This is a genomic window from Ruegeria sp. HKCCA6837 (genome assembly GCF_013034475.1).
Taxonomy (GTDB): Bacteria; Pseudomonadota; Alphaproteobacteria; order Rhodobacterales; family Rhodobacteraceae; genus Ruegeria.
This window is the reverse complement of record NZ_WQGD01000031.1, coordinates 1-20722: the sequence shown is the minus strand read 5'-3', so window position 1 is coordinate 20722 and position 20722 is coordinate 1. Positions and strand designations below refer to the sequence as shown.

Annotated in this window: 25 protein-coding genes; 13 read left to right on the top strand and 12 right to left on the bottom strand. The window is 51.4% G+C overall.

Features of this window, described 5'->3' with window-relative positions; genetic code table 11:
• Together GOV91_RS21620 and GOV91_RS21615 are read right to left on the bottom strand one after the other, a co-directional pair.
• The coding region (locus GOV91_RS21620; RefSeq protein WP_171236998.1) for a hypothetical protein at positions 1-508 on the bottom strand (508 nt) is incomplete at its 3' end.
• Between the two features lie 219 nt (positions 509-727).
• Positions 728-1660 (bottom strand): SdiA-regulated domain-containing protein, encoded by a 933-nt coding sequence (locus tag GOV91_RS21615; RefSeq protein ID WP_171236997.1) that lies wholly within the window; start codon positions 1658-1660, stop codon positions 728-730.
• Positions 1661-1842: 182 nt separating this feature from the next.
• Between GOV91_RS21615 and GOV91_RS21610 the strand changes: the two genes are divergently transcribed.
• Positions 1843-2601, top strand: coding sequence for a hypothetical protein (locus tag GOV91_RS21610; RefSeq protein ID WP_171236996.1), 759 nt, complete (start codon positions 1843-1845; stop codon positions 2599-2601).
• Here the strand turns inward: GOV91_RS21610 and GOV91_RS21605 are convergent, their stop codons facing one another.
• The 6 genes from GOV91_RS21605 to GOV91_RS21580 all read right to left on the bottom strand — a co-directional run bounded on the left by GOV91_RS21605 (position 2602) and on the right by GOV91_RS21580 (position 7959).
• Positions 2602-3543 (bottom strand): metallophosphoesterase, encoded by a 942-nt coding sequence (locus GOV91_RS21605; RefSeq protein WP_171236995.1) that lies wholly within the window; start codon positions 3541-3543, stop codon positions 2602-2604. It lies immediately after the preceding gene.
• Positions 3533-4966: a hypothetical protein gene (locus tag GOV91_RS21600; RefSeq protein ID WP_171236994.1), complete on the bottom strand. Its 1434-nt coding sequence runs from the start codon at positions 4964-4966 to the stop codon at positions 3533-3535. The genes GOV91_RS21605 and GOV91_RS21600 overlap by 11 nt, the downstream gene beginning before the upstream one ends.
• Positions 4967-5750: 784 nt before the next feature.
• Entirely contained in the window at positions 5751-5978 is a 228-nt protein-coding gene (locus GOV91_RS21595) for a hypothetical protein (RefSeq protein WP_171236993.1), read from the bottom strand.
• Between the two features lie 347 nt (positions 5979-6325).
• Positions 6326-7060 (bottom strand): hypothetical protein, encoded by a 735-nt coding sequence (locus GOV91_RS21590; protein ID WP_171236992.1) that lies wholly within the window; start codon positions 7058-7060, stop codon positions 6326-6328.
• Positions 6996-7295 carry a hypothetical protein gene (locus GOV91_RS21585; protein WP_113790468.1) on the bottom strand — a complete coding sequence of 100 codons (300 nt, stop codon included), beginning with the start codon at positions 7293-7295 and terminating at the stop codon, positions 6996-6998. Before GOV91_RS21585 ends, GOV91_RS21590 begins: the two co-directional genes overlap by 65 nt.
• 364 nt (positions 7296-7659) lie before the next feature.
• Positions 7660-7959 (bottom strand): hypothetical protein, encoded by a 300-nt coding sequence (locus tag GOV91_RS21580; RefSeq protein WP_171236991.1) that lies wholly within the window; start codon positions 7957-7959, stop codon positions 7660-7662.
• A gap of 280 nt (positions 7960-8239) precedes the next feature.
• Here GOV91_RS21580 and GOV91_RS21575 point away from each other — a divergent pair, with 280 nt between their 5' ends.
• Entirely contained in the window at positions 8240-9139 is a 900-nt protein-coding gene (locus GOV91_RS21575) for a sterol desaturase family protein (protein WP_254440755.1), read from the top strand.
• Positions 9140-9447: 308 nt separating this feature from the next.
• Here the strand turns inward: GOV91_RS21575 and GOV91_RS21570 are convergent, their stop codons facing one another.
• The 3 genes from GOV91_RS21570 to GOV91_RS21560 form a co-directional block, all read right to left on the bottom strand.
• Positions 9448-9927: a hypothetical protein gene (locus tag GOV91_RS21570; RefSeq protein ID WP_171236989.1), complete on the bottom strand. Its 480-nt coding sequence runs from the start codon at positions 9925-9927 to the stop codon at positions 9448-9450.
• A gap of 20 nt (positions 9928-9947) precedes the next feature.
• Entirely contained in the window at positions 9948-10988 is a 1041-nt protein-coding gene (locus GOV91_RS21565; protein ID WP_171236988.1) for a PLP-dependent cysteine synthase family protein, read from the bottom strand.
• Between the two features lie 104 nt (positions 10989-11092).
• The gene (locus GOV91_RS21560) at positions 11093-11641 is read right to left on the bottom strand and encodes a DUF6512 family protein (RefSeq protein WP_171236987.1); all 549 of its coding nucleotides are present in this window, start codon (positions 11639-11641) and stop codon (positions 11093-11095) included.
• Between the two features lie 471 nt (positions 11642-12112).
• On the opposite strand from GOV91_RS21560, the gene GOV91_RS21555 reads away from it, so the two are divergent.
• Entirely contained in the window at positions 12113-13126 is a 1014-nt protein-coding gene (locus GOV91_RS21555) for a LysR family transcriptional regulator (RefSeq protein WP_171236986.1), read from the top strand.
• A gap of 296 nt (positions 13127-13422) precedes the next feature.
• A complete protein-coding gene (locus GOV91_RS22970) occupies positions 13423-13626 on the top strand; it encodes an AbrB family transcriptional regulator (protein ID WP_371732351.1) in 204 nt (67 codons plus the stop codon).
• On the opposite strand, the gene GOV91_RS21545 is transcribed toward GOV91_RS22970, so the two are convergent.
• Positions 13616-14515, bottom strand: coding sequence for a LysR family transcriptional regulator (locus tag GOV91_RS21545; RefSeq protein WP_171236985.1), 900 nt, complete (start codon positions 14513-14515; stop codon positions 13616-13618). The genes GOV91_RS22970 and GOV91_RS21545 overlap by 11 nt on opposite strands.
• A 104-nt stretch (positions 14516-14619) precedes the next feature.
• On the opposite strand from GOV91_RS21545, the gene GOV91_RS21540 reads away from it, so the two are divergent.
• From GOV91_RS21540 to GOV91_RS21500, 9 genes are all read left to right on the top strand, one after another.
• Positions 14620-14910, top strand: a complete 291-nt coding sequence (locus GOV91_RS21540) for a putative quinol monooxygenase (protein ID WP_170507787.1) — start codon at positions 14620-14622, stop codon at positions 14908-14910.
• A gap of 26 nt (positions 14911-14936) precedes the next feature.
• The gene (locus tag GOV91_RS21535) at positions 14937-15950 is read left to right on the top strand and encodes a zinc-binding alcohol dehydrogenase family protein (RefSeq protein WP_171236999.1); all 1014 of its coding nucleotides are present in this window, start codon (positions 14937-14939) and stop codon (positions 15948-15950) included.
• Complete coding sequence (locus tag GOV91_RS21530) at positions 15951-16331, top strand: VOC family protein (protein WP_171236984.1); 381 nt, start codon at positions 15951-15953, stop codon at positions 16329-16331.
• Positions 16332-16475: 144 nt separating this feature from the next.
• Positions 16476-16859 carry a nuclear transport factor 2 family protein gene (locus GOV91_RS21525; RefSeq protein WP_171236983.1) on the top strand — a complete coding sequence of 128 codons (384 nt, stop codon included), beginning with the start codon at positions 16476-16478 and terminating at the stop codon, positions 16857-16859.
• Positions 16860-16995: 136 nt separating this feature from the next.
• Entirely contained in the window at positions 16996-17499 is a 504-nt protein-coding gene (locus tag GOV91_RS21520; RefSeq protein ID WP_171236982.1) for an aggregation factor core, read from the top strand.
• Between the two features lie 13 nt (positions 17500-17512).
• Complete coding sequence (locus tag GOV91_RS21515) at positions 17513-17965, top strand: TspO/MBR family protein (RefSeq protein ID WP_171236981.1); 453 nt, start codon at positions 17513-17515, stop codon at positions 17963-17965.
• Positions 17966-17976: 11 nt separating this feature from the next.
• Positions 17977-18531, top strand: coding sequence for a CIA30 family protein (locus GOV91_RS21510; RefSeq protein ID WP_171236980.1), 555 nt, complete (start codon positions 17977-17979; stop codon positions 18529-18531).
• Positions 18532-18702: 171 nt separating this feature from the next.
• Positions 18703-19884, top strand: a complete 1182-nt coding sequence (locus tag GOV91_RS21505; protein WP_171236979.1) for an adenylate/guanylate cyclase domain-containing protein — start codon at positions 18703-18705, stop codon at positions 19882-19884.
• 92 nt (positions 19885-19976) lie between these two features.
• Positions 19977-20722: hypothetical protein (locus tag GOV91_RS21500; protein ID WP_171236978.1), on the top strand; the 746-nt coding region annotated here is incomplete at its 3' end.

Sequence of the window (20722 nt, the reverse complement as noted above, 5' to 3'; positions counted from 1 at the left end):
CCAATACTCTCAGCCGAGCACCAGCCTGATCCGGGTAATCAAGTTCGGTCGACAAGTCTAAATCGGGTATGTCCTCGGCTAGCATAACCGCCCGCTCAAATCGTTTGAGAGTTATTGGATATGCGGTGGTGAGGGGCTGAAAAATCTTCTCTAGTGTTTGGAACGTGCGAGTATCTACGCCTTCAATTTCGATGGTTTGAATGCGCCCTTCATCAACAATTATGCTCTGCCCATCGGGACCGGGCCAGGCCTCAGCCAAGAAGTAACCGTCTTCTCGGTAGATCTGAGTGATCGTTGATGCGACCTCTACCGCTGTAATGCGCCCTGACCGATTGAAGGCCAATTGACCGGCAAAAGTTAACAGCTCATCCGCATCATACACCGTTACGCCGCTGACCGAGTGCTGGGACGCGATGTCCCAGGTTTGGGCAATGCTACTTCTTGGAACTGATGCAGTGGCCACAAGAGTGCAAATGATCGCAAAAACAACTGAGCTGAATACGCGCATTTTTGACAACCTTAAAGTGACTGAGCATGTTGAAGTCCAATGTTATTATGTGGTTCGCATGTGTGAACCTGACGCTACTCGAATGTATTGATGGGTGATGTTTTTAAGAAACACAGTGAACAGAACGCAGATTTACTTAATATGCCGCACATACGACGGCGCTCACTTACACAACCCGGCTTTTCAACAAGTTAGAGTAGAGAACTAGTAGGACAGTCCTCACAATTCTGGTTGCTCAAAAACATAAAGCCGCGATTTCTTGGCATCGTCTGTCAGGATATAGAGAAGCCCTCTGGTCTCATCGAGCGCGATCCCTTCGGGATGTTTAACTTCTTTTTGTTTTCCATCTTCTGTGAACGTCAAACTGATAGACTTTACGGACTTGGACTCTGGATTGTAGACGAAGATCTGACGGCCTTTGTCACTTACAATCCAAAGAGAACGTAAAGACGGGGACCATGCCAGGCCGCTCAAATCCAGTTCATCATCATCTACACGCTCGGAGATAAAACCTGAATCGCGGGCTAAAGGAATCATCTCAACAATTTCATCTAGCTCTGGTGATACGACCATTAACAACCTTGGTTGTCCCTCAATGCCAATGAAGACCCGCCCGGATTCCGGGTCGACGGCGATGCCCTCAGGTCCCTTGTTCAAAGGGTTACCGACGAGCAATTCAGCGGCATCCGAGTAGCCTTTGAGAGATGTGAGAGGGATTGTAGTTAGTTGAATGGGGTCAGTCGGGTGAACGACTAGAATTGATCGATCAGTTTCCTGAAGTACTAAAACAGTCCCATCTTTTCGTGATGCGACGCCCTCCAAATCTGATCCTGCCAATGCTGGCAACTTGAAAGAGTTTCCTAATACCCCGTCGACTCCGAGTAGGTGCAGTTTAGGTTCGGCATCACTTACAGACCACAAGAAGCCTTCAGCGTTAGACATTGCTAAACCGGAAGGCTCTGAAAATCCCTCTGATTTGTCTGCCACCTTGAATTTATCGACCAGAACCAAACCAGCACTTTCGGCGCAGGCAAAATCGGTCCAAGGCAAGAAGGCTGCCGCAACCAAGCTGGCCGTAAAAGCGAGTCGTCTAAGTTTGCAGAAACACCGTGAAATTTCAGCTTTTGACGAAAACAATCTGTTTTCTGTCATTGGATTCTCTCGCGCTTGGACCATATCCTTGTATCAGCGTTCGTATCACAGTCCGGATACGATGTCCGAAGAATGCACTGTAATCTCTTTACCTGATCCCGCCTGTTGCGATTGAATTGAATAGGGCACGATGTGCCTTTGGTTAAGCGTAAGCCTTTGGCGTGAGCAGGAAGGAAGACAAGTTGAATACGACCCTCACATTTGTGACCGTGTTGTCGATGCTGCTGTTGCCAGGTGCTGCGGTGTCACAAGTCGACCCTGCGACGATGCTGGCCGGGGCTTCGGGGTCGGAAATCGTTATCGAACGTCGGTGGACGCAGTTTCGTGGCAAACAGGAACTGTATTTCTTTACTCTCGATGTGATCGTCACGATCATTCTGGCTGGCTTGATCGTCTATCATCCGGTGAGACGTAAAGCCCGTAGAAGCGTCCGCGACATAGTTATGCCAAGGCTTTTCTTCCTTTATGCGCTTGTCGGCATGGCGGTTGGGTTTCTGGTCGTACAGCACGGATCGATGATCGGGTTCGTGATTTTTGGAATAGGAGCTCTGTTAAGGTTCCGATCAAATATGGATGACCCGGTCGACACGGTGGAAATGATTATAGTCACCGTGCTTGGGCTGGCGGTAGGGCTGGGCTTACCCTTGATGGCCACACTGGTGGCGGTTGTATGTTGGTGTTTCATTTGGTTGGGTGGCCGAAACAAAGGTGTGGAAATCTTACTAAAGGGTTCTGACGAAGAGCACTCATTGAAAGTCAGCGGGGACATTGAAACTATGGCCGCAGACGCTGGCTGGAAGTTGGTCAGAAAACACCACGTACCCGGAAAATCTCGCGTTTCTTTGCTTTTCATTACCTCGGGTGGATTGTCGGAAGCTCGGATCGAAGAGATGATAAACGATCTGGTCCCTGAAAAAGTTGAGCTGAAACTCAACCTCTAATCATTTCACAAGGTCTAAGCGTTTCAACACCGCATTCGGGGATCTGATCTCTTTCGGGAGCGACTTGAAGTTTGCTGACCTTTCGAAATCAGGCCCTCGATATACTGCTATCCCAAACTCTCCGTTTGGTTGGAACGTAACATGAGTGAAGCTGTGAGGTGATTTGGCATTGTCACCAATAAGCCGTCGCGGGCCACCTCCCAAACAAGCTTGGGAAACATAAGCCACACCGTCTTTCCAGCCTGGGTAGAAGGCATGATGGTGGCCTGACAGATGCAGAACGACACCGCTTTCTAGGTAAATTTTTTCAAGTGTTGGGTCACCGATGATTTCGCGTTCGCGCTGGATCGCGAAGGGCCAAAGTGGGAGGTGACTGAAAGTGACAACCGGATTTCCATTTGCACCCAGTTCCACAAGTCGGTCCTGTTGATCACCGGATAGCGGCCCTAAGGTCGTAGCATCCAAAGATGCAAACGTTACGCCCTGCATCTCAAACGCGTAGAAGAACGGGTAGTCATCCGAAACTAGGAAGTCGACGTCTGGTTTTCTTGGTGCCCATTCCTCTGCGTATATTTTTCTTTCACGCTCGAACCCACGGTAGGCGGAGGCATCATGGTTCCCAGGCGTGACCGCAAATGGAATGCCGGCAGCCTCTAAAGGGTCTGATACGGCCTCGTGAAACGCCTTCCACATCTCCCTGACCTGTTTGTCGGATAAGTTGGGGATGCGCTGTCCCGCAACCATATCTCCGGTCGAAATAACCAAATCGGGATCAATCTCGACTATCCGCTCAATCGCTTTGTCGACGCGGGCATCGTATCTTACCGAACCATAGCTTCCGTTCAGATCCGATATGACGATAACATCCAATGCCACCGCTTTGCAGGGGATCAGAGCGGTCCAAATGAACGCCGCAAAAAGGGTGGAAAGCTTACGGGGCATTACAGTCCACAGCCTCTACCTCGGTATCGTTTCTCAAAAAGAATGCGACAGGATCCAAGTCGAACATCAAATCACCATTAGAACAATTGTTCTGGAGGATGGACGTTGCCAGCTCGGTGTTTTTCACAACTTGGGTAATCTGCCTATCTGACAACCCAAGGCTCCGCGACAACCAGCCGTAGACGGGACCCTGAGATTGAAGATCACTATTCAAAGCATCCAAGCGCCGGTAGGTGCTTGGAGAGAAGTGCCGCATTTTCTCCAGCATTTGAGTGGATTTCGCGAAGTTGGCATACTCGACCCGCCCACCAGCATCGTTGTCGTTTAGATTGCTTCGACGGATCAAAAGCGCGTTGGCAGGAACATCTCCATCCTTTGGCTGATGGTGCTTCGCTTTCTTATGCTTCAGCTTTCCGTCTTCGACCCAATACCAATAGGGTGTGAAGTCTATGTTTCCTACACGGTCCTGCTGGCTGAAGATGAAGTCGAGTAGAACAATCTCGGTAAGTTCTTGCATCCAAAATGCCATTTGTTGGTCACTGACATCGGAACCAAGATCCTTGTTGATCATCCGGTCTTTTCTGCCTTCTCTGACGCCGTCTGCGATTGCCACTGACAATGGTTTTGAAGAACGCAAAGCCAAGAAAGCGGGGGTTTCCTGAAAATCGAGGTTTTGGCCTTTCCCCCAACCAGATTTGCGGGTGCCGTTGATTTCCGAACCGTATCGATGCCCAGGACTATCAAGCAGTACACCGTATATTTGCGTTCGATCTGCGGTGAATAGATCATCGGTCGGTTGGTATGAGTTCGGATCGGCGTCCGCAGCTGCAAAGACCCGCCAGCCTTCATGGTTCATGCGCCCGCCATGAGAGCCACCAGAAATCGCAAGGCCAGACTCTGCAACCTCGGAAAAATGCGCCTGGGCGTCCATGCTTCGCCAAACGGCGACTGGAACTTTGACAGTCGCGTCGAAATACCTGGAGAAATGATAGTAAAGCAGCGACGAGGTCGAAAATGTTCCACTGGTGCCCTTTTGGTTCATGGTGGACTTGAACTTAGCTACCCTGTCCTTGGCCAGATTTTTTGCCGCCTTCCCCTCTTTGCAAGCGTTTCTCTCGAACTCAGAACGGTTCCCCGTGTAGGGTCCTTCCGAAATATCGTAGACGGCCATTCCTGGACTGGTGCTCCAGGTTTTTGGGCAAATAGCAATTTCGGAGGCATAGAAATCGATCTCGCAATAGGCCGTTTCTTCCTCAAGGTCGCTTTTCTTATACTCGCCCGTTGGAATTTTTTCGACCCGAATACAGCGTTCAGTAACGCCGTTGGGACTATCAAATGTCGTGGCTTCACCTATAACATCGTCGTTCGCCCACAAGACGGTGGGTGCAATGAAAGCTAGTAACCCCTGAAGAATGAACTTCATTTGGATAGTCCTCCCAATATCATTTGGGGCAAATCGCTGCCTGTTGTTCGGTGGAGATCTTCAACTTTGGATCGACGCTGAAGTTGGAGAATTTTGAGTCAATCCACTGGTCGCATCCGCCTGAACAAGGCGCCCCGTTTCGGGCATCATTCCAATATTCCTTGGCCCTTTCTTCCGTCCAACCGCAAAACTGAACGAGCGCCATTGCCGACAATGCCCCGGAGGAATGAACGCCCCACATGCAGTGCACCAGAACAGGGCCCTTTCCAGGGTTTTCAATCACCTCGTGTATGGACGCCATGACAGTACTGGGTCGGGAGGATCTGGCGCTTTGATAGTCGAAAGATCCGTTTCCGCAACTGGTGCGACCGTATTGAGTGTTTTTGCCGAAGTCGGCATAAAACCCGGTTGAAAACCCTTCATCACACAAAGTTTCGCGTTGTCGTACACTCAGGCCCGTTCGGTCCTTGTCACCGCCTTTGAAACCAGAGCGATACAATACTCCGCTTAAGACTGGGCGAAAGAAAGCGACGCCATCAACACCTCCGTCGTCGCCCTTTGATAGCATTTGACTGTTGCTTGGACCGCCGTTTCGGCTGGTTACGTCAGAATTCGCAGCGGTTGCGAGAACACCAATGAATATGAGGGACGTCAAATACCGCATGCCAGTTCCTTTCTATTCTTAAGCGCTGTATGCTCAAACTCTTCCCATTTGGTAATCTATTGGAGCGGCTCATTCTCAGCAGCCGTATCAAGTGCGCGATAGACTTTCCGACCTGAAGCTTTAAATCGGCCACACCAGATTGATGATAAAGACGACCACGAAGTAGGCCAGAAAAACTTTCCAGTTCAATTGGTGTTTGTTTTCTTCGTTTATCACGCCGGCCGATTTCAAGGCCAGGTTTGTTACAATTAGAGCGACGATGGTAACCGCCGCATGGGCCAAGTCGAAATGCAAAGTAAAGCTCCCTTTTGCAGATGTTTGATTTATGAAAATTGTGTCAGCAGTCACCTGATGGCAGCATAGTTACATCTGAGTACCTTCCCTCAGACGTCGTGATCCGAGCACATGCACCAGTATCCTTGTTAAACCAGTACGAGGTCAGCCCTTCGCTGCGGATGAGTTCAAATCCGAGACTCTGGATGCCCATTTCAGCTTGGCCCGCTCTTGCCCCTTCAAATGACGAAAGATCGCTAGAGCTGCCCACAGTAGGTGCACTTGCATCCACCGAACCGCTGCTCTCATCGCATGCTGCAAGCGCAGAAATGCACATCGTGCCTATCACCAATAGTACTTTGGATTTCATCTGTTTTTCCTAGCATTTTGGGGGTTACGTTTCGGGGTTTCTAGTCGATCACCTATTCAATTCCGAAAATTACGTTGTAGCTGACGGAAGAGTTGCTGCGATTGATAACCTCCACAACATGATCACCAGATTGCCAAAGCTGTCCTCGATACTCCTTGTCCGCCGACATCAATCCCAACAGTTCAGAACCATCGGGGTTACGAATAACGTAGTCCAAGGAGCCATTTCGGGGCGCAACTCGGACGTAAAGAAACTGTTTGTTCTTTGCACCGAGAACATATTGCCGCGACGCTCCGGGCGCGAGTTCACCAACTAGTTCGGCGCCGGTGGAATCAGCATCGAATTTGACACGTTGGCTACCGGTAGAACCGGCGGCGCCTGCCACTGCTCCACCGCCATCATCCATCGCTTCGACAACCGACATCTCGCCGATGCTTCCATCCTTGTACGCGATGCAGCGCCAAAGCGTTCCGCCTGCGTCACGTAGCATGACGAGCGTACCCGCCTCTGAGAATTCTGAGCTTTCAATCGTACCTGATTGACCGTCTGGTCCTCCAACCTGCCGTAATTGGTCGATACACGCGTCATCGGCTTCTGACATTGCAAAAGCAGCAGTGCCCGCGATTGCGAACATGGGTGTGAGGAGTTTGAGTAAAACGAGTTTAATCAGATGGTTCCCTGTTAGCTTGTCCTTCCAGTTTTGTTCCGTACAAAGCGGAACCTCACTTTGCTTCTCGTAACTTTGACAGAAATTCATCGCATGCTTGTGCGCTGCCGACGATCTCATCTGTCGTTTCAATTCCTTGCAGAGATGCCATCTCGGAATTTACGCGATTGAGGATTTGATCCGCTTGCTCGGCGGTGATCAGGTTCTCGGCTTGTGCTCCTTTCAATGTGGTGCAAACACCGGCGGACAAGCCTGTCGCAACGCCGACCCCCATTGCGGCCCCGCCGCCCAAGGTCATCGCTCCAACCACGCCGAGGACGAGCCCGATCACAATTCCCAAGATTACTTTTCCCATGTTTTCCTCCTTTTGGGTGAGAAAGAGCTCCGCCTTCACTTCTGGCGCAAACTGCGTACCCATCTGCAAATCAAGACCAGCGCTAACAGGTTGAGCACCGGTGCAATCGCCGTGAACCACGGTTTGGCCGACTCTGAGACCAAATCCACTAGAATTATCCAAGGCAGTCCCAACGGCATAAGGAACACCCCGGACAAGGGGTCTCGTTCCTATCCCAGCAAGCCGAATGTGCCCGTCAAGAATGCAATCAACGCCAACAGGTACAGGATCGAGAATACGATGATGGTGGTTCTACAAACCAAGTCGAACTATCCGAAGAGCGAGCCAGTGCCGCACAGCTGTACTCAGTTACGCATTAGACTGCTCACAATGCGCCTTCGTCGCCCAGGAACTCGATACCAGCTGTCGCGCCATCACTGTAAGCAATGCAATTCCAAGGAGCACGATCCTCGCCAACGCCCACAGTAACCTGTGTTCCTGCCTCGCTAAATTCGGATGAGAGAACCACGACTTGTGAATTGTTCGTTGTGTTGGCTACATCCCGTAAACATGCTTGCTGTGCTGGCGTCAGGTCTGTTGACTCAGTCGAGCTGCCAGTATCTTCACATGCTGCAACTGTCAGCGCTCCTAACAATACAGCTGTGTGCTTCGAAATTTTCTTCATCGTTATTCCCTCGTTGGTTCCACCTAGTATTAGGTCGAAGACTCAGGTCGAAATCAACAATTCGATTATGTAGCTATCTGGATGACCTATGCGCCAATGCGCTTTGCAAAGTCTGCTTTCTGAGAGAAGCAGACATTGGAGAGAGTTGCGCGGAATGACAGCTCTGCGGACCAAGCTGCCCTCAGATGGTGTCGCTTGAATATCCGCGTTAAATTGGAGGGGATGTCGCCTAGAACAGCTTGCAATTCTATCGCGACGGAAACCCGTATAGTGGATGTCCATGTCCGATACAATCCTTGCTGCTGAACCAACTATCCGCCTTATTGCCTTTCTATCCGTCCTGGCGGCGATGGCACTTTGGGAAGTGGCCGCACCCCGGCGAAGACGGGATATTCCGCGCGTTATCCGATGGACAAACAACCTTGCGCTCGTGGTGCTCGACACCGCCATTCTGCGGCTGACCTTTCCAATCCTCGCAGTTGGTCTCGCAGCCATGGCCGAGGATCGCGGATGGGGGCTCTTCAATAACATCGAGGCGCCGGTTTGGGTTGCCATCGTGGTCTCCATGCTGCTTCTGGATCTTGCAATCTATCTTCAGCATGTGGTGTTCCACGCTGTACCGGGGCTTTGGCGTCTGCACCGGATGCATCACGCCGACCTCGATTTTGACGCTACCACCGGCTTGCGTTTCCATCCGGTAGAAATTCTCATCTCGATGGGGATCAAGCTAGCGGTCGTAGCAGCCTTAGGGTCACCCGCTGTCGCCGTACTCCTTTTCGAGGTGATCCTGAACGCTACCGCGCTATTCAATCACGCAAACATTGATTTGCCGCGTCCTGTGGATCGAATTCTCAGATGGATCGTCGTCACTCCAGACATGCACCGAGTCCACCATTCAGTCGATCCAAGCGAGAGCAACTCGAACTTTGGCTTTAATCTACCATGGTGGGACCGACTTCTAGGTACTTACGTTGCGCAACCCGAGAAGGGGCATAAGGGCATGGAAATTGGCATCAAGCAGTTTCGCACGCGCCGAGACCTTTGGCTCGACCGAATGCTGATTCAGCCGCTACGCGGCCCGGCGAGCGGAGGTGCCCTCGACACCCCGAGCCAACAGAGGCGATCTTCATCTGTCTCGTCCGGGCAAACCAAGCTTGGCACTGACCAAATAGACCAATAGCGCTGAACCAAAGACTGCTTTGCCGCGCTTGAGTGTCATTCACGCGGCGTTTGGCATCGGTCGAATTGGGCTCGAAGCGGTCGCTCGTAGAATCTCCAAAGACGAAGATGCAAATGCGTGATAGCTCCAGATTATGGCAACGACATCTGCGCGAAATCGACCATCCATTCCTTACACATTTGCCGTTTTTGGTGTTCTTTCTGCTTCAATCTGTTTCGGCCTGGTTCCCTACTTCAGCCGCAGCCTAACCGAACAGGGCGTTGCACCCTAGGCCAGGCGCGTAAAACAACCGCTAGCGCTGCGCGGGCTTACTCTGGCGCCGAACCAACGGTTAAAATCTTCCCATTGCTCCAAACTAGCGCCTCGTAACAAACCTCGGCTCCTGCGCCTCCGCACCAACCACCGTCTCGTCCAATAAGCAGTATACGGTCTGGCCCCCAGTCAAAAAGACGCCAACCCGTTGCCTGCCACGACATGATCTCACCGTCGACGATAAGATTGAGCATGCACCCCCCTGTTCCGCAGTACATAGAGGCAGCAGAAGAACAGGAATACTGGCTTTCATCTACGAGTTCAGCCTTAACCGTGCCAAACTGGGAGCGCAGCTCGATCTCGGTCACAGCGTCACCCTGATCAAACTCTCCATTCTCGAAGTCTTTGCAATCAGCAGCCGCGCTTTCGATGATCCGTTGTGCTTCCTGAGAGGAGGCCAAAACTGTTGTGGCGCAAAACAACACTGCAACCATTGATGCCAGAAGCGCAGCAAACGCAAATTTCGCCCTTTTCATTTTGTCCTCTTCGTTTGAATTCAGTGATATCCCGCCAAAATAGCTTCGTAAGAGGCGGTTTCGCCGAAGTTTTCCATCACCCATTCTGGATCGTAGTAGGTGTCGAGATAACGGTTTCCGTCGTCACACAGAATAGTGACAATGGAGCCAGATCGTCCGGCAGCCTCCATCTCTTGCGCAATTTGCAAAGCCCCCCAAAGGTTTGTGCCTGTTGATGGGCCCGCTCGCCGCCTGATCCGATCTTCAAGCCAGAGCATAGTCGCAATGCTTGCCGCATCGGGCACTTGGATCATACGGTCGATTACATCTGCCAAAAATGACTTCTCCACCCTGGGACGTCCGATACCTTCAATACGACTTGAACAGGGGCGGGTCAGGGTCCTGTCTCCAGTTTGAAAGCTATCAAAAAACACTGATTTTTCTGGGTCCACAACAACCAATTCACTATTAAAGCCTTTGTAGCGAATGTACCGCCCCAGCGTTGCTGAAGTTCCGCCAGTTCCCGCGCTCATCACAATAACCGATGGAATTGGATGTGGCTCTCGTTCCATCTGACGGAAAAGGCTTTCTGCAATGTTGTTGTTGCCTCTCCAATCCGTCGCCCGCTCGGCGTAAGTGAACTGATCCATGAAGTAGCCGCCGACTTCAGCTGCCAGTTCAACCGAGGCCTGGTGCATGTCCGGCGCCGCATCGACGAAGTGGATTTCCCCACCTTGGAACCGGATTAGGTCGATTTTGCTCTTGGCGGTAGATTTTGGGAGAACCGCGGTAAAAGGCACTCCGATCATACGGGCGAAGTAAGCTTCTGAAACGGCGGTGCTGCCAGACGAGGCTTCGATTACACGTGTCTCTTCCCTTATTTTCCCGTTTACAAGCGCATAAAGGAAAAGCGAGCGTGCCAGCCTGTGCTTGAGGCTGCCAGTGGGATGTGTACTTTCGTCCTTGAGATAGATGTCTACGCCCTTCAGCCCCCGGACGGGAAGCTTGAAAAGGTGCGTATCGGCAGAGCGGTGAGCATCTGCATTGATCTTGGCAATCGAATCCGAAATCCAACGGTCCATGCCTCTACTCAAACGCCCTGTTTAGGGCCCGTCAAGCTTGGGAAAATCGTCTTTGAAATTCATGGGGATGCAAGCATGCGTCACCAATGGGACCGACTGTCCATCTAACGGGCAGGAATACCTATCGTGCCAGATTGTGCTTCAATGAACAGCCAGTGATTAAGAGGAAAAAATGTTAGGGTACTATAAGCGACGACTTGAACCCCAAGGAGAACCAGGCCGAATACATGAATAAGTGCAGGTATTTGATCTTCGTAAGCAAGCAGCAGAATTGACACGATCTGGCCGATGCAAATTGCTGCAACAAATATACCAATATCAATCAACAAAAAGTTGCGCTCAAATATCGCTGTGTATGTTGTGAATACTATTACAATCAAAATGGCAGTAATTGCGAGGCCAACTCCTTTAGCACTAAATACGTCCCTTCTTGTAAGTCGGGGTGGAAGCGGCATTAGGCAGGCCCAAAACAAGCCTGGCCAAAAAGCCAGCTTTAAGTGTTCCCAGATTGACTCGTTGACAGCTGCCACAAGCGCAATAGGCGTCCAACTTCCAAGCAAAACAAATGCAAAGTGCAGCCCGGACCCAAGTAGGATCATTAGGATCGCCCCTGTCGCTTCGAGCCAAACTATTCGGGACGAAGCTTCCAGCATGTTTGGATCTCCCAATCCTGATTGTCGAATACTCTGCTTAGATTCTCAAAAGTGAAATGCCCGCAGACATAGAAGGTCTAGAAATAGCTTTCACCCCCACCCTTGGTGAGCGGCAATGTCCAAGTTCTTGTGAGAGTCTGTAAAGTTGACCCTTCCTGGTTTGTAAACCCAGTTGCTGTCATTGCCAGGTGCTACAATAGCTGTCACTTCCAGCTTGCAGTGCAGCTGCATTTGGCGTGATCTAATCGCCTTATTCGGCCGATTGTCACCAAGTGTCGTCAGAACCTTCCTGGATACAGACTCATCATGTTCTGCACGTCAAACTCACTCGAAAACGCATCGGGATTACTCCAGATCACGTCATTAATATAGTCGCGTTCCGCGTTAAGATCATTGGCTGTAGGCCGCGGTTTCCGGGTTTCGGGGAAGGCTCTGTTGGTCCAACCGAACAGTCCACCAAATACGGTCCAGATGCTGGGTGACATTGTATGGGAAGCCATCTCATGGTCCTTTCCGAGTTACTTGTGCTGTCGCAACAACAGTAACTGTTCACCTGTTTTTCTGGTATCCGGCACAAAATTGTGCTGTTCTACAAAAATGAAGAACGGGTTCCGAAATTGGTCGGATATTCGTGTGTTCCTCTCTGTCTTCAGAGAAGGATCGACGCTTGCGGCCTCTAGAAAGTTAAAGGTCTCCCAACCAACGGTTGCCCGACGCATTGATGTTCTCGAAAGAGAAACAGGCTTGACGCTTTTTGAGCGCGGTACGCACGGGTTCAAACCGACCCCAGAAGCCCTTCGCCTCGTTCCCCTCGCCGAAGCAATCGAGACTTCAGTCCTTGAATTTGCCGATTGCGCGAAAGAATTGACGTCGACACAACCCATCCGTATCACCGCTTATTCGGCAAATTTCTCCGCACGCATGATCGAAATCGTAAACGAGTTTTCCGCCGTCAATCAGGATGTCGCATTCGAGTTTTTGTCCAGCGTTCGGGCGCTGGACCTGATGGCGGGCGAGGCCGACATTGCTTTGCGCCTTGCAAGAACCGATCCCGATCCTGACCTGATCTGTCGTAAGATCAGCACGGCCCGCTGGTCTTTGTTCGGCAGCAGAAACTACGCGGACAAATTTGGCTTACCGGGGTCAACGAATGATCTGGCCGGGCATCAATTTGTTACCTTTCAGCGGGACGATGTGCCCAATGTATTCCACGAATGGTTGACCAATCACGTGGAGCCGGACCAGATCGTTATGTCTTTCACTGAACTGGAGCTAATGCATGCGGCGATCAGGTCAGGGCAAGGCCTTGGGATCAGCAATGTCAAGCTGGTGGAAACAGACATGTCTTTTGTCCGATGTTTCGACGAAATCCCCGAACTTGCGGTGCCGCACCTAATGCTCATTTCGCCGGAAGCTTATCGCCGGCCAGAGGTTAGAGCCTTCGTTAAGTTCTTCGCACCTCGCTATGCGGCAATCTACAAGTAGTTATTTAGGCAAAAAGGATTGAGAACATGCGAACAAGCTAGTTTGCATGTACGCCACGACCGCAATTGCGAATAGAAGCCTTATGTAGCGAGCCCAAGGATACTCTTGAAGATGACAATGGAAGTTCAATTTGATCGCCGCGCCCAAGTCGCTGCAAACTGCCTTAACTCCGATATGCCATCACGTGGTGCATAACCAGGTTAAGAACTTCAACATCGTTCTGGTTAAATGTCTTGTATCGGAATTTGACCGTTCCCCGGTTTGGCTTCGAACGTGACGGTGTAATCGCCTCAACCGTGACGCGCACGCTGATCGTGTCGCCTGCACTTGTCTTGGCCTATTCACCTGGAGGCTTGGCGGAGATGTCAATCACAGCAGTGAGCGTTGGTCGCGATGTTGCGTTCGTCGGCGTACATCATATTTTTAGGGTCTTGGCGGCGCTTGTTTTGGCGCCTGTCCTCGTAGCGGCTTTCACAAGGCCTTCTCGGCTTAGCAAGTAAAATTACTCACACCAAATTTGCGACGCAAATGCTCGGCCAAGGCCGTTATGCGACGTGGTTGGGCTCGGCTCGGCGGAAACATCATTTGCAAGGGTTTCGGCGGTGGGAGGAAGTCGCGCAAAACAGAAACAAGCCTGCCAGCTCGAACATCGTCGCCTATATCCAGCTCTGACTTTAAGACGACCCCATGGCCTGCAATTGCCCAATCGCGGATGAGTGAACCATCATTGACTATTCGATTTCCTTTTACCGATACGCGCTGGGCATTTGGTCCTGATCCAAACTCCCAAACGTTGTCGATCATGTCGCCAAACCTCATGACCAAGCAGTTGTGGTTCAATAGATCTTCTGGTTTTTCAGGCATTCCGAATGAGGCCAGATAACTTGGGGACGCACACACGAAACGTTGATAGCTTCCTAGATTTCGCAACCTGAGCGAGCTGTTTGTGATGTTGCCGAAGCGAACGGCGAGGTCGAAACCCTGGCCGACAAGGTCGACATAGCCGTCCGAAAGGGACAGTTCGATTGAGACGGCAGGGTTCTCTTCGGTAAATTCGGCGATAACCTCGGAAACAATGCTCCGTCCCAAGTCAATCGGCGCGCTTATGCGAATTGGACCAGACAGAGTTTCAGCGCCGTGCCGAACAAGTGTATCCAGGTCCGCAACCTCACTGAGAACGCTTCTTGCCCCATCGGCTAGTACTCGTCCTTCTTCGGTCAGGCTAATGGAACGGGTGGTACGGTTGAACAAAACCACTCCGTAATGTGCCTCCAGAGCCGCGAGCCGCTCGGACACTGTCGTGCTCGACATCCCTGTCTCGCGCGCCGCGGCCACAAGACTGCCTTTCTCGGCTATGGTCAGAAACAAACGAAGATTATCTAAAAGCATTAAACGGAAATTCCGGATTATGTGTTCGATCTCGCCCTGTTTATCCCGAAGGGACTGCGGCGTAAATCTAGCGCATCACTCAAGAACACAAGGGATCTAATCCAATGGCCAAGCTGACAATCCTCGCCAATATCAAAGCCAACCCCGACAAGATCGACCTCGTAAAGGGTGAGCTGATCAAGCTCATCGACATAACCCGTGCCGAAGAGGGTTGCATTAACTACGACCTGCACCAAGACAACGACAATCCGGCTCATTTCGTGTTCTACGAAAACTGGGAGAGCCGGGAGCTTTGGCAAACCCACATGGGTGCTCAGCACCTTGCGGCTTACCTGGAAGCAACAGAGGGCGCCGTCGCAGAATTCACGTTGAATGAGATGACAGTTATCGGTTGATAGAGAACCGGACAAAGGAGCACGTTATCAAAGCCGTGGGATATCGTGAGACAGGGTCGATTGATCGGGCGGACGCCTTAATCGACTTCGAGGCCGACAAACCGACGCCGAAAGGGCACGACTTGTTGGTGAAGGTGCAGGCCGTGTCAGTGAACCCAGTCGATACGAAAATTCGTCAAAAACGTGCTCCTGTAGGTCCAGCACCTGATATTCTGGGGTGGGACGCAGTAGGGATCGTCGAAGCAGTTGGCGAAACGGTTGAGACTTTCAGTCCGGGAGATACAGTTTGGTATGCCGGGGCAATAAACCGACCGGGAACCAATGCCGAGTTTCATCTGGTGGATGAACGTATTGTCGGGGCCGCGCCAAAATCCATACCGGCGAAAGCGGCTGCGGCGATGCCGCTAACGACGCTTACTGCTTTTGAGATGCTGTTCGACCGCTTGCGAGTCCAAGATGCCGTTTCCGGCGGAACCAATACGTTGCTGGTTATTGGTGGCGCAGGCGGTGTCGGGTCAATCACCATTCAATTGGCGCGGGCTCTCACTGACTTGACAGTGATAGCGACGGCGTCCCGACCCGAGACACAAGACTGGGTTCGAGACCTGGGCGCACACCGTGTCATCAACCACGCAGAACATTTTGGCACACAACTCGAGGCTCTCGGTATCGAAAGTGTGGATTTCGTCTATTCAACAAACCATTCCCAGCTTTATGCGTCTCAAGCTGGAGAGGTGATGACACCTCAAGGTCGCTTTGGGTTGATTGATGATCCTGAAACCTTCGACATCGCGCCGTTCAAACCCAAATCGATCTCATTGCATTGGGAGTTCATGTACACTCGGTCGCTTTTTGGGACTGGAGATATGAACCGTCAAAGCGAAATCCTGAATCAGGTCGCCGGGATGATAGATGACGGAAAGATCAGATCCACAGCGACCGATACACTTGGTAGGATCAATGCTACAAACTTAAAAAAAGCGCATGCTATCCTTGAAAGCGGGAAGGCCAAAGGAAAGCTCGTGCTTGAGGGTTTTTAGATGAGAATTGAGCGGCTGGATCATGTGAATATCGTGACGACTAGGTTGCCTGAGATGGTTACTTGGTATGAAGGGGTCTTGGGTTTAAAACTCGGGGCTCGCCCTGATTTTCTGTTTCCCGGAGCTTGGTTGTATGCGGGTGATCACGCCGTGGTTCATCTTGTGGGTCACGAAGGAACGCCTAATGTCGGCTCTGAAGTGAAGCTCAAGCTCGAGCATTTTGCGCTATCAGCCACAGGGTTGAGAGCATTCGAAGAAAAACTGATCTCGTGTCAGATCCAGTATCGCAAAACTGATGTCCCGGGGGCTGGAATGGTGCAAATCCATGTGGCCGATCCTGATGGAAATCACATTCACATAGACTTTGAAGAAACCGAGTAAGGGACAAACCCGCGAAATAGTCGGTACGCAAAATCAAGCTCGTAACTACTTGCCGATTAGTAATCGAGATAATAGCCGGGTTGCTTCCAAGAATTGCGTGGGCCAACATTTTTGGGCGGTATGAAGGTCGATCTGGAGATCAGAATGCCGGACCTCGAAACAAACAAGAAAAACGTCATCGCTTTCTACGAAATGATGTTCAACGAGTGTCGACCTGCCGAGGCCATAGCGACCTTTGTTGGTGATACCTATACGCAGCACAACCCGCATGTTGGCGACGGCAAGCAAGCCTTTGTCGAGTATTTCGAGCGCATGGCCGCCGAATACCCGGGAAAGCGTGTGGACATCAAACGTGCGTTTGCTGAAGGCGATCACGTTGTTCTGCATTGCCATCAAATCTGGCCCGATGGTCTCGAGTACGCAGGGATCGATATTTTTCGCCTGGATGCCGTAGGTAAGGTTGTTGAACACTGGGACGTTCTTCAGGAGGTTCCGGCAAACAGCGAGAATGAAAACGGCATGTTTTGACTTAACCGTTCTGACAGCGGTGCATGGAACTTCGAAAGGTCCTGTCGGCTAAACCACGATAGTCAAAGGGCAAAAGTCTGATCCAAGAAACCCGCCGACGCGTATCTATCAAGAACCCATTAGGAAGGAGATAAATATGCTCCCGAAGAGTATTCTTGCGGCGACCCTTGGATTATTTGCAGCCACTTCGCTTCAGGCTGGTGTACAAATTCGCTTTATAGAAGGCGCACCCAAAGACCGTTTTGTTCTGACAAACGTCGGAGCTTGCGAAGTAGAAGCCTCGACCGTCAAAATTGACTTGTCGCAATCTGCCGGACGTTTGATTTTCGACGTTACCGAAAAGGGTGCGGGTGTAGAGGTCTTCCAACCGCTTGAATTCGTTGAGGGTGCGGATGCCTTGCGACAAATTCCAGCGGTCGTGGATGGGCAAGATGCAATTGAACTTGAGATCGCCTCCCTCGCAGCCGGGGACAAACTCTCCTTTACCATTGATGTCGATGACACTATCGGGCAACGCGAAATCACCGTAACAGGGTCAGAGATCGAAGGCGCCACGGTGTCATTTACCGATGAGGGTGAGACCAGTACTGCGACCTTCTCTTCCGAAGCACTTGTGAACTTGGCGACCAAGGACTGCTGAAAGCTATCCTACAATGTCGAACTGGTTGACCCGCATAGCATTCCTTGCACTCATGGTGGGAGGCGGCATCCTGATCGGGACATTGACTGCACCCGGCGATTGGTACGCGCAGCTTTCTAAACCGGCTTTCAATCCACCAAATTGGATTTTTGGCCCGGTTTGGACAGTACTTTATATCTTGATTGCCACGGCGGGTTGGCGTCAGTTTGAAACAGACCGAAGCTCGACCGCCATGAAGCTGTGGTGGGCGCAGATGGGTCTGAACTTTTTGTGGTCCCCAGCCTTTTTCGTGCTTCAACTGCCGTGGTTTGCCCTTGTGGTCATTGTCGCGTTGTTGGCTGTCATCGTCATGTTCATCGCTCGGGTCTGGAACTCAGATCGGGTTTCCGCACTGGCCTTCCTGCTGTATTTTGCATGGGTTGCATTTGCCACGGCGCTGAACCTTTCAATTGCGATACTGAACTGAGAAGGAACAATATGCGTGCCAACTTCATTGGACTTGTTTCAGGTCTTGTTATCATCGGATGCACAATGGCTCAGGCTGATGGAAAACTGACTGAAGACTTCTCCAAGTCCCCGGAGACGCGTTGGGACTACGTTGCCGACACCGTCATGGGAGGGGTTTCTTCAGGGCAGTTGCAGTTTCGTTCGGAAGGTGATGTCGCATTCGCGCGGCTGACCGGAACCGTGAATACAGAAAATAACGGAGGCTTCATCCAGTTCCGGCGCAAGTTGGCTGATCGGCCAGATGAGAGTGTATCAGGCGTGAGGCTATTGGTACGGGGGAACGGCGAGCAATACTTCGTTCACCTCAGAACACGTGGTACGGTGCTTCCGTGGCAATACTATCAGGTCGCGTTTGCAACTTCTAACGAATGGACAGAAGTCTATTTGCCTCTGTCAGGCTTCAAGGCTTCAGGTGCCATGTTGCGCGCTACTCCTGTTGCAGACGCAATCACCTCAGTCGGGGTTGTAGCCTTCGGGCGCGATCACGAGGCCAGCGTTGATGTCAGCGAGATTGGTTTCTACTGAAGGTCAGGTTCCTAAATTCACCTCTGTTGCCAACCAATGTGAAACTTGAGGTTGTCTTGTCTGAGGGTGATGATTTCGCAAAAAACCTCGACCGTCCAAATAGGGGCTGGCGGTTTTGACGCAACGTCATTTCAAACGTACTCTGGCAGCGGCCAAGCGCAAACGAGGACCATGTCTGATCCCGAGAACAGAAGTGACTCCGCCGCGGAACATTCGTCGCGTGCTGTAGCCGATGGTATCGGCGTGGCAACGGAGGAATTCAGAATTTCGATGCCAATAGGGATCGGAGCAGTTTTGGCTGCACTTGCCTCTTTGGCCACATGCTATTCTGGAATTCTGTTGACTTATTTGGTTGGCTATGAAGCCCTTTCCATAAATCCACATGCGCAAGCCGTGCTCATGTGGGTGTTTGCTTTGTTGGCGGTCAGTTTCTTGTGGAGAGACCGGAAACGGCATGCCAAAGAGCTTCCACTCGTCCTTGGTGGAATTGCTGCCGCTATCCTGATTATCACACTGTATTTTGGCTATGACGAACGCGTAGAAGCGCTCGCCTATGTGCTTTTGGTGATTGCGGCTTTGCTAAACCAAAACTTCATTCTCGACGCGTTAAACCACACGGTTCGTAACCAGACGCGTGAAATAGAGGCTTTGAACGAAAGGCTGACAGAGAAGGTGAAGCGTCAGGAAGGCGAGATTGACAGGCTAGGGCGACTTAAACAATTCCTTGCTCCTCAGGTGGCTGAGCTTGTCGTAGAAGAAAACTCTGACGAGCTTCTTAAGACCCATCGTCAATACATCTCTTGCCTATTCTGCGACATCCGGAATTTCACCGCCGTTTCTGAGGCGATTGAGCCGGAAGAAGCCATTACTCTCCTCCAGCAATTCCACGACGAGGTTGGTCAACTAGTTGCACTACACAAGGGAACAATCGGATACCGAGCCGGAGACGGATTAATGGTCTTCTTCAATGATCCGGTTCCCTGCGATCAACCCGTCCTGCAATCCGTACGGTTGGCTAAAGCAATAAGCGAAGCTTTTGAAGAAATTCGAGCACCTTGGCAAAAGCTTGGGCATGCAATGGGTCTGGGTATCGGAATCAGCAGCGGTTACGCGACCCTAGGGCTTATCGGGTTTCATGGTCGTGCCGACTACACCGCTATCGGCGGTGTGGTGATCACTGCATCGAGGCTTTGCGATTTTGCCATCGACGGGCAGATCCTTTTGAACCAACGTGCGCTTTTTGAAATAGAAGAGTATGTAGAGACAGAAGAACTGGGAGAAAGAAAGATGAAGGGCATCGGTAATCCCGTGCAGATTTTTCGTGTCCTCAGTCTCTCTGATCAGGCTAAGTGATGCGATTAACTTTTAGGAGTTCATGCGTTCTTTGCATTGACTCTTCGCGACACCAATCCACCTTTCTGATGCAGTTTTTAGGAGCATTCCGAGTGTTTGCAAGGACCATCGCCTTGTTGCTCTGCACCGTGTCCAATCCAGTCGTGGCATTACAGCTTCGCGAAACAGGGCGTTATGAGCTCAACCAGCCCGCAAGCCTTGACTACGATCCAACGTTTTGTGGCTTGTGGATTGCCAACGAGGGGCCCGAAGCAATTCTCGTTACATTGCAAGGGGATGAGTTGCGCCGCATATCCAGCGATCTCTTTCGGATCAAAGCAATTGCTGTTGAAGGGGATCACTTGTTGCTGGGTGATGGTCTCGGCAGTCTTCAACGTGTCACCAAGGATGGATCACCCCTGGGAGCGCCTTTCGAATTGGAAGGTGGGTTCGCGGATACGGAAGGAATTGCAATCAACGCCGTGGGACAGATCGTGACTGTCGAAGATGACCCTGAACGGTTGTCCTGGTTCACCACCGAGGGCACTCTGGCGGCGAGGTTGGATACCGTGAAGCTCTCTCCGCCCTTGAGCGAGGCGCAGGGCATCGCGATTGATCCGCGTACCGGCCACATGCTAATAGTTGACGACTGGGAAGGGTCAAACAGCCTGTATGAGTTCATGGCAGATGGCCAGCTTCTCGCCCAGCAAAGCTTGTTGGAGTTCGGAACCGACCCAGAAGGCATCGCCATTAGGCCGGGATCCAACCAACTGTTCGTGGCATTCGATGGCGGCGCGAAGCTTTTGTCTAGCCCCCGTGTTCTGGGCCATTTCGGACTAGAGTTTCGGGGACTGGTGGG

Excerpts from the sequence above, each read along its gene's own strand:
- GOV91_RS21615 (WP_171236997.1), bottom strand. The coding sequence starts at position 1,660 with ATGACAGAAAACAGATTGTTTTCGTCAAAAGCTGAAATTTCACGGTGT.
- GOV91_RS21605 (WP_171236995.1), bottom strand. The coding sequence starts at position 3,543 with ATGCCCCGTAAGCTTTCCACCCTTTTTGCGGCGTTCATTTGGACCGCT.
- GOV91_RS21600 (WP_171236994.1), bottom strand. The coding sequence starts at position 4,966 with ATGAAGTTCATTCTTCAGGGGTTACTAGCTTTCATTGCACCCACCGTC.
- GOV91_RS21590 (WP_171236992.1), bottom strand. The coding sequence starts at position 7,060 with ATGAGATCGTCGGCAGCGCACAAGCATGCGATGAATTTCTGTCAAAGT.
- GOV91_RS21585 (WP_113790468.1), bottom strand. The coding sequence starts at position 7,295 with ATGGGAAAAGTAATCTTGGGAATTGTGATCGGGCTCGTCCTCGGCGTG.
- GOV91_RS21580 (WP_171236991.1), bottom strand. The coding sequence starts at position 7,959 with ATGAAGAAAATTTCGAAGCACACAGCTGTATTGTTAGGAGCGCTGACA.
- GOV91_RS21575 (WP_254440755.1), top strand. The coding sequence starts at position 8,240 with ATGTCCGATACAATCCTTGCTGCTGAACCAACTATCCGCCTTATTGCC.
- GOV91_RS21570 (WP_171236989.1), bottom strand. The coding sequence starts at position 9,927 with ATGAAAAGGGCGAAATTTGCGTTTGCTGCGCTTCTGGCATCAATGGTT.
- GOV91_RS21565 (WP_171236988.1), bottom strand. The coding sequence starts at position 10,988 with ATGGACCGTTGGATTTCGGATTCGATTGCCAAGATCAATGCAGATGCT.
- GOV91_RS21560 (WP_171236987.1), bottom strand. The coding sequence starts at position 11,641 with ATGCTGGAAGCTTCGTCCCGAATAGTTTGGCTCGAAGCGACAGGGGCG.
- GOV91_RS21555 (WP_171236986.1), top strand. The coding sequence starts at position 12,113 with ATGCTGGGTGACATTGTATGGGAAGCCATCTCATGGTCCTTTCCGAGT.
- GOV91_RS21545 (WP_171236985.1), bottom strand. The coding sequence starts at position 14,515 with ATGCTTTTAGATAATCTTCGTTTGTTTCTGACCATAGCCGAGAAAGGC.
- GOV91_RS21540 (WP_170507787.1), top strand. The coding sequence starts at position 14,620 with ATGGCCAAGCTGACAATCCTCGCCAATATCAAAGCCAACCCCGACAAG.
- GOV91_RS21530 (WP_171236984.1), top strand. The coding sequence starts at position 15,951 with ATGAGAATTGAGCGGCTGGATCATGTGAATATCGTGACGACTAGGTTG.
- GOV91_RS21525 (WP_171236983.1), top strand. The coding sequence starts at position 16,476 with ATGCCGGACCTCGAAACAAACAAGAAAAACGTCATCGCTTTCTACGAA.
- GOV91_RS21520 (WP_171236982.1), top strand. The coding sequence starts at position 16,996 with ATGCTCCCGAAGAGTATTCTTGCGGCGACCCTTGGATTATTTGCAGCC.
- GOV91_RS21515 (WP_171236981.1), top strand. The coding sequence starts at position 17,513 with ATGTCGAACTGGTTGACCCGCATAGCATTCCTTGCACTCATGGTGGGA.
- GOV91_RS21510 (WP_171236980.1), top strand. The coding sequence starts at position 17,977 with ATGCGTGCCAACTTCATTGGACTTGTTTCAGGTCTTGTTATCATCGGA.
- GOV91_RS21505 (WP_171236979.1), top strand. The coding sequence starts at position 18,703 with ATGTCTGATCCCGAGAACAGAAGTGACTCCGCCGCGGAACATTCGTCG.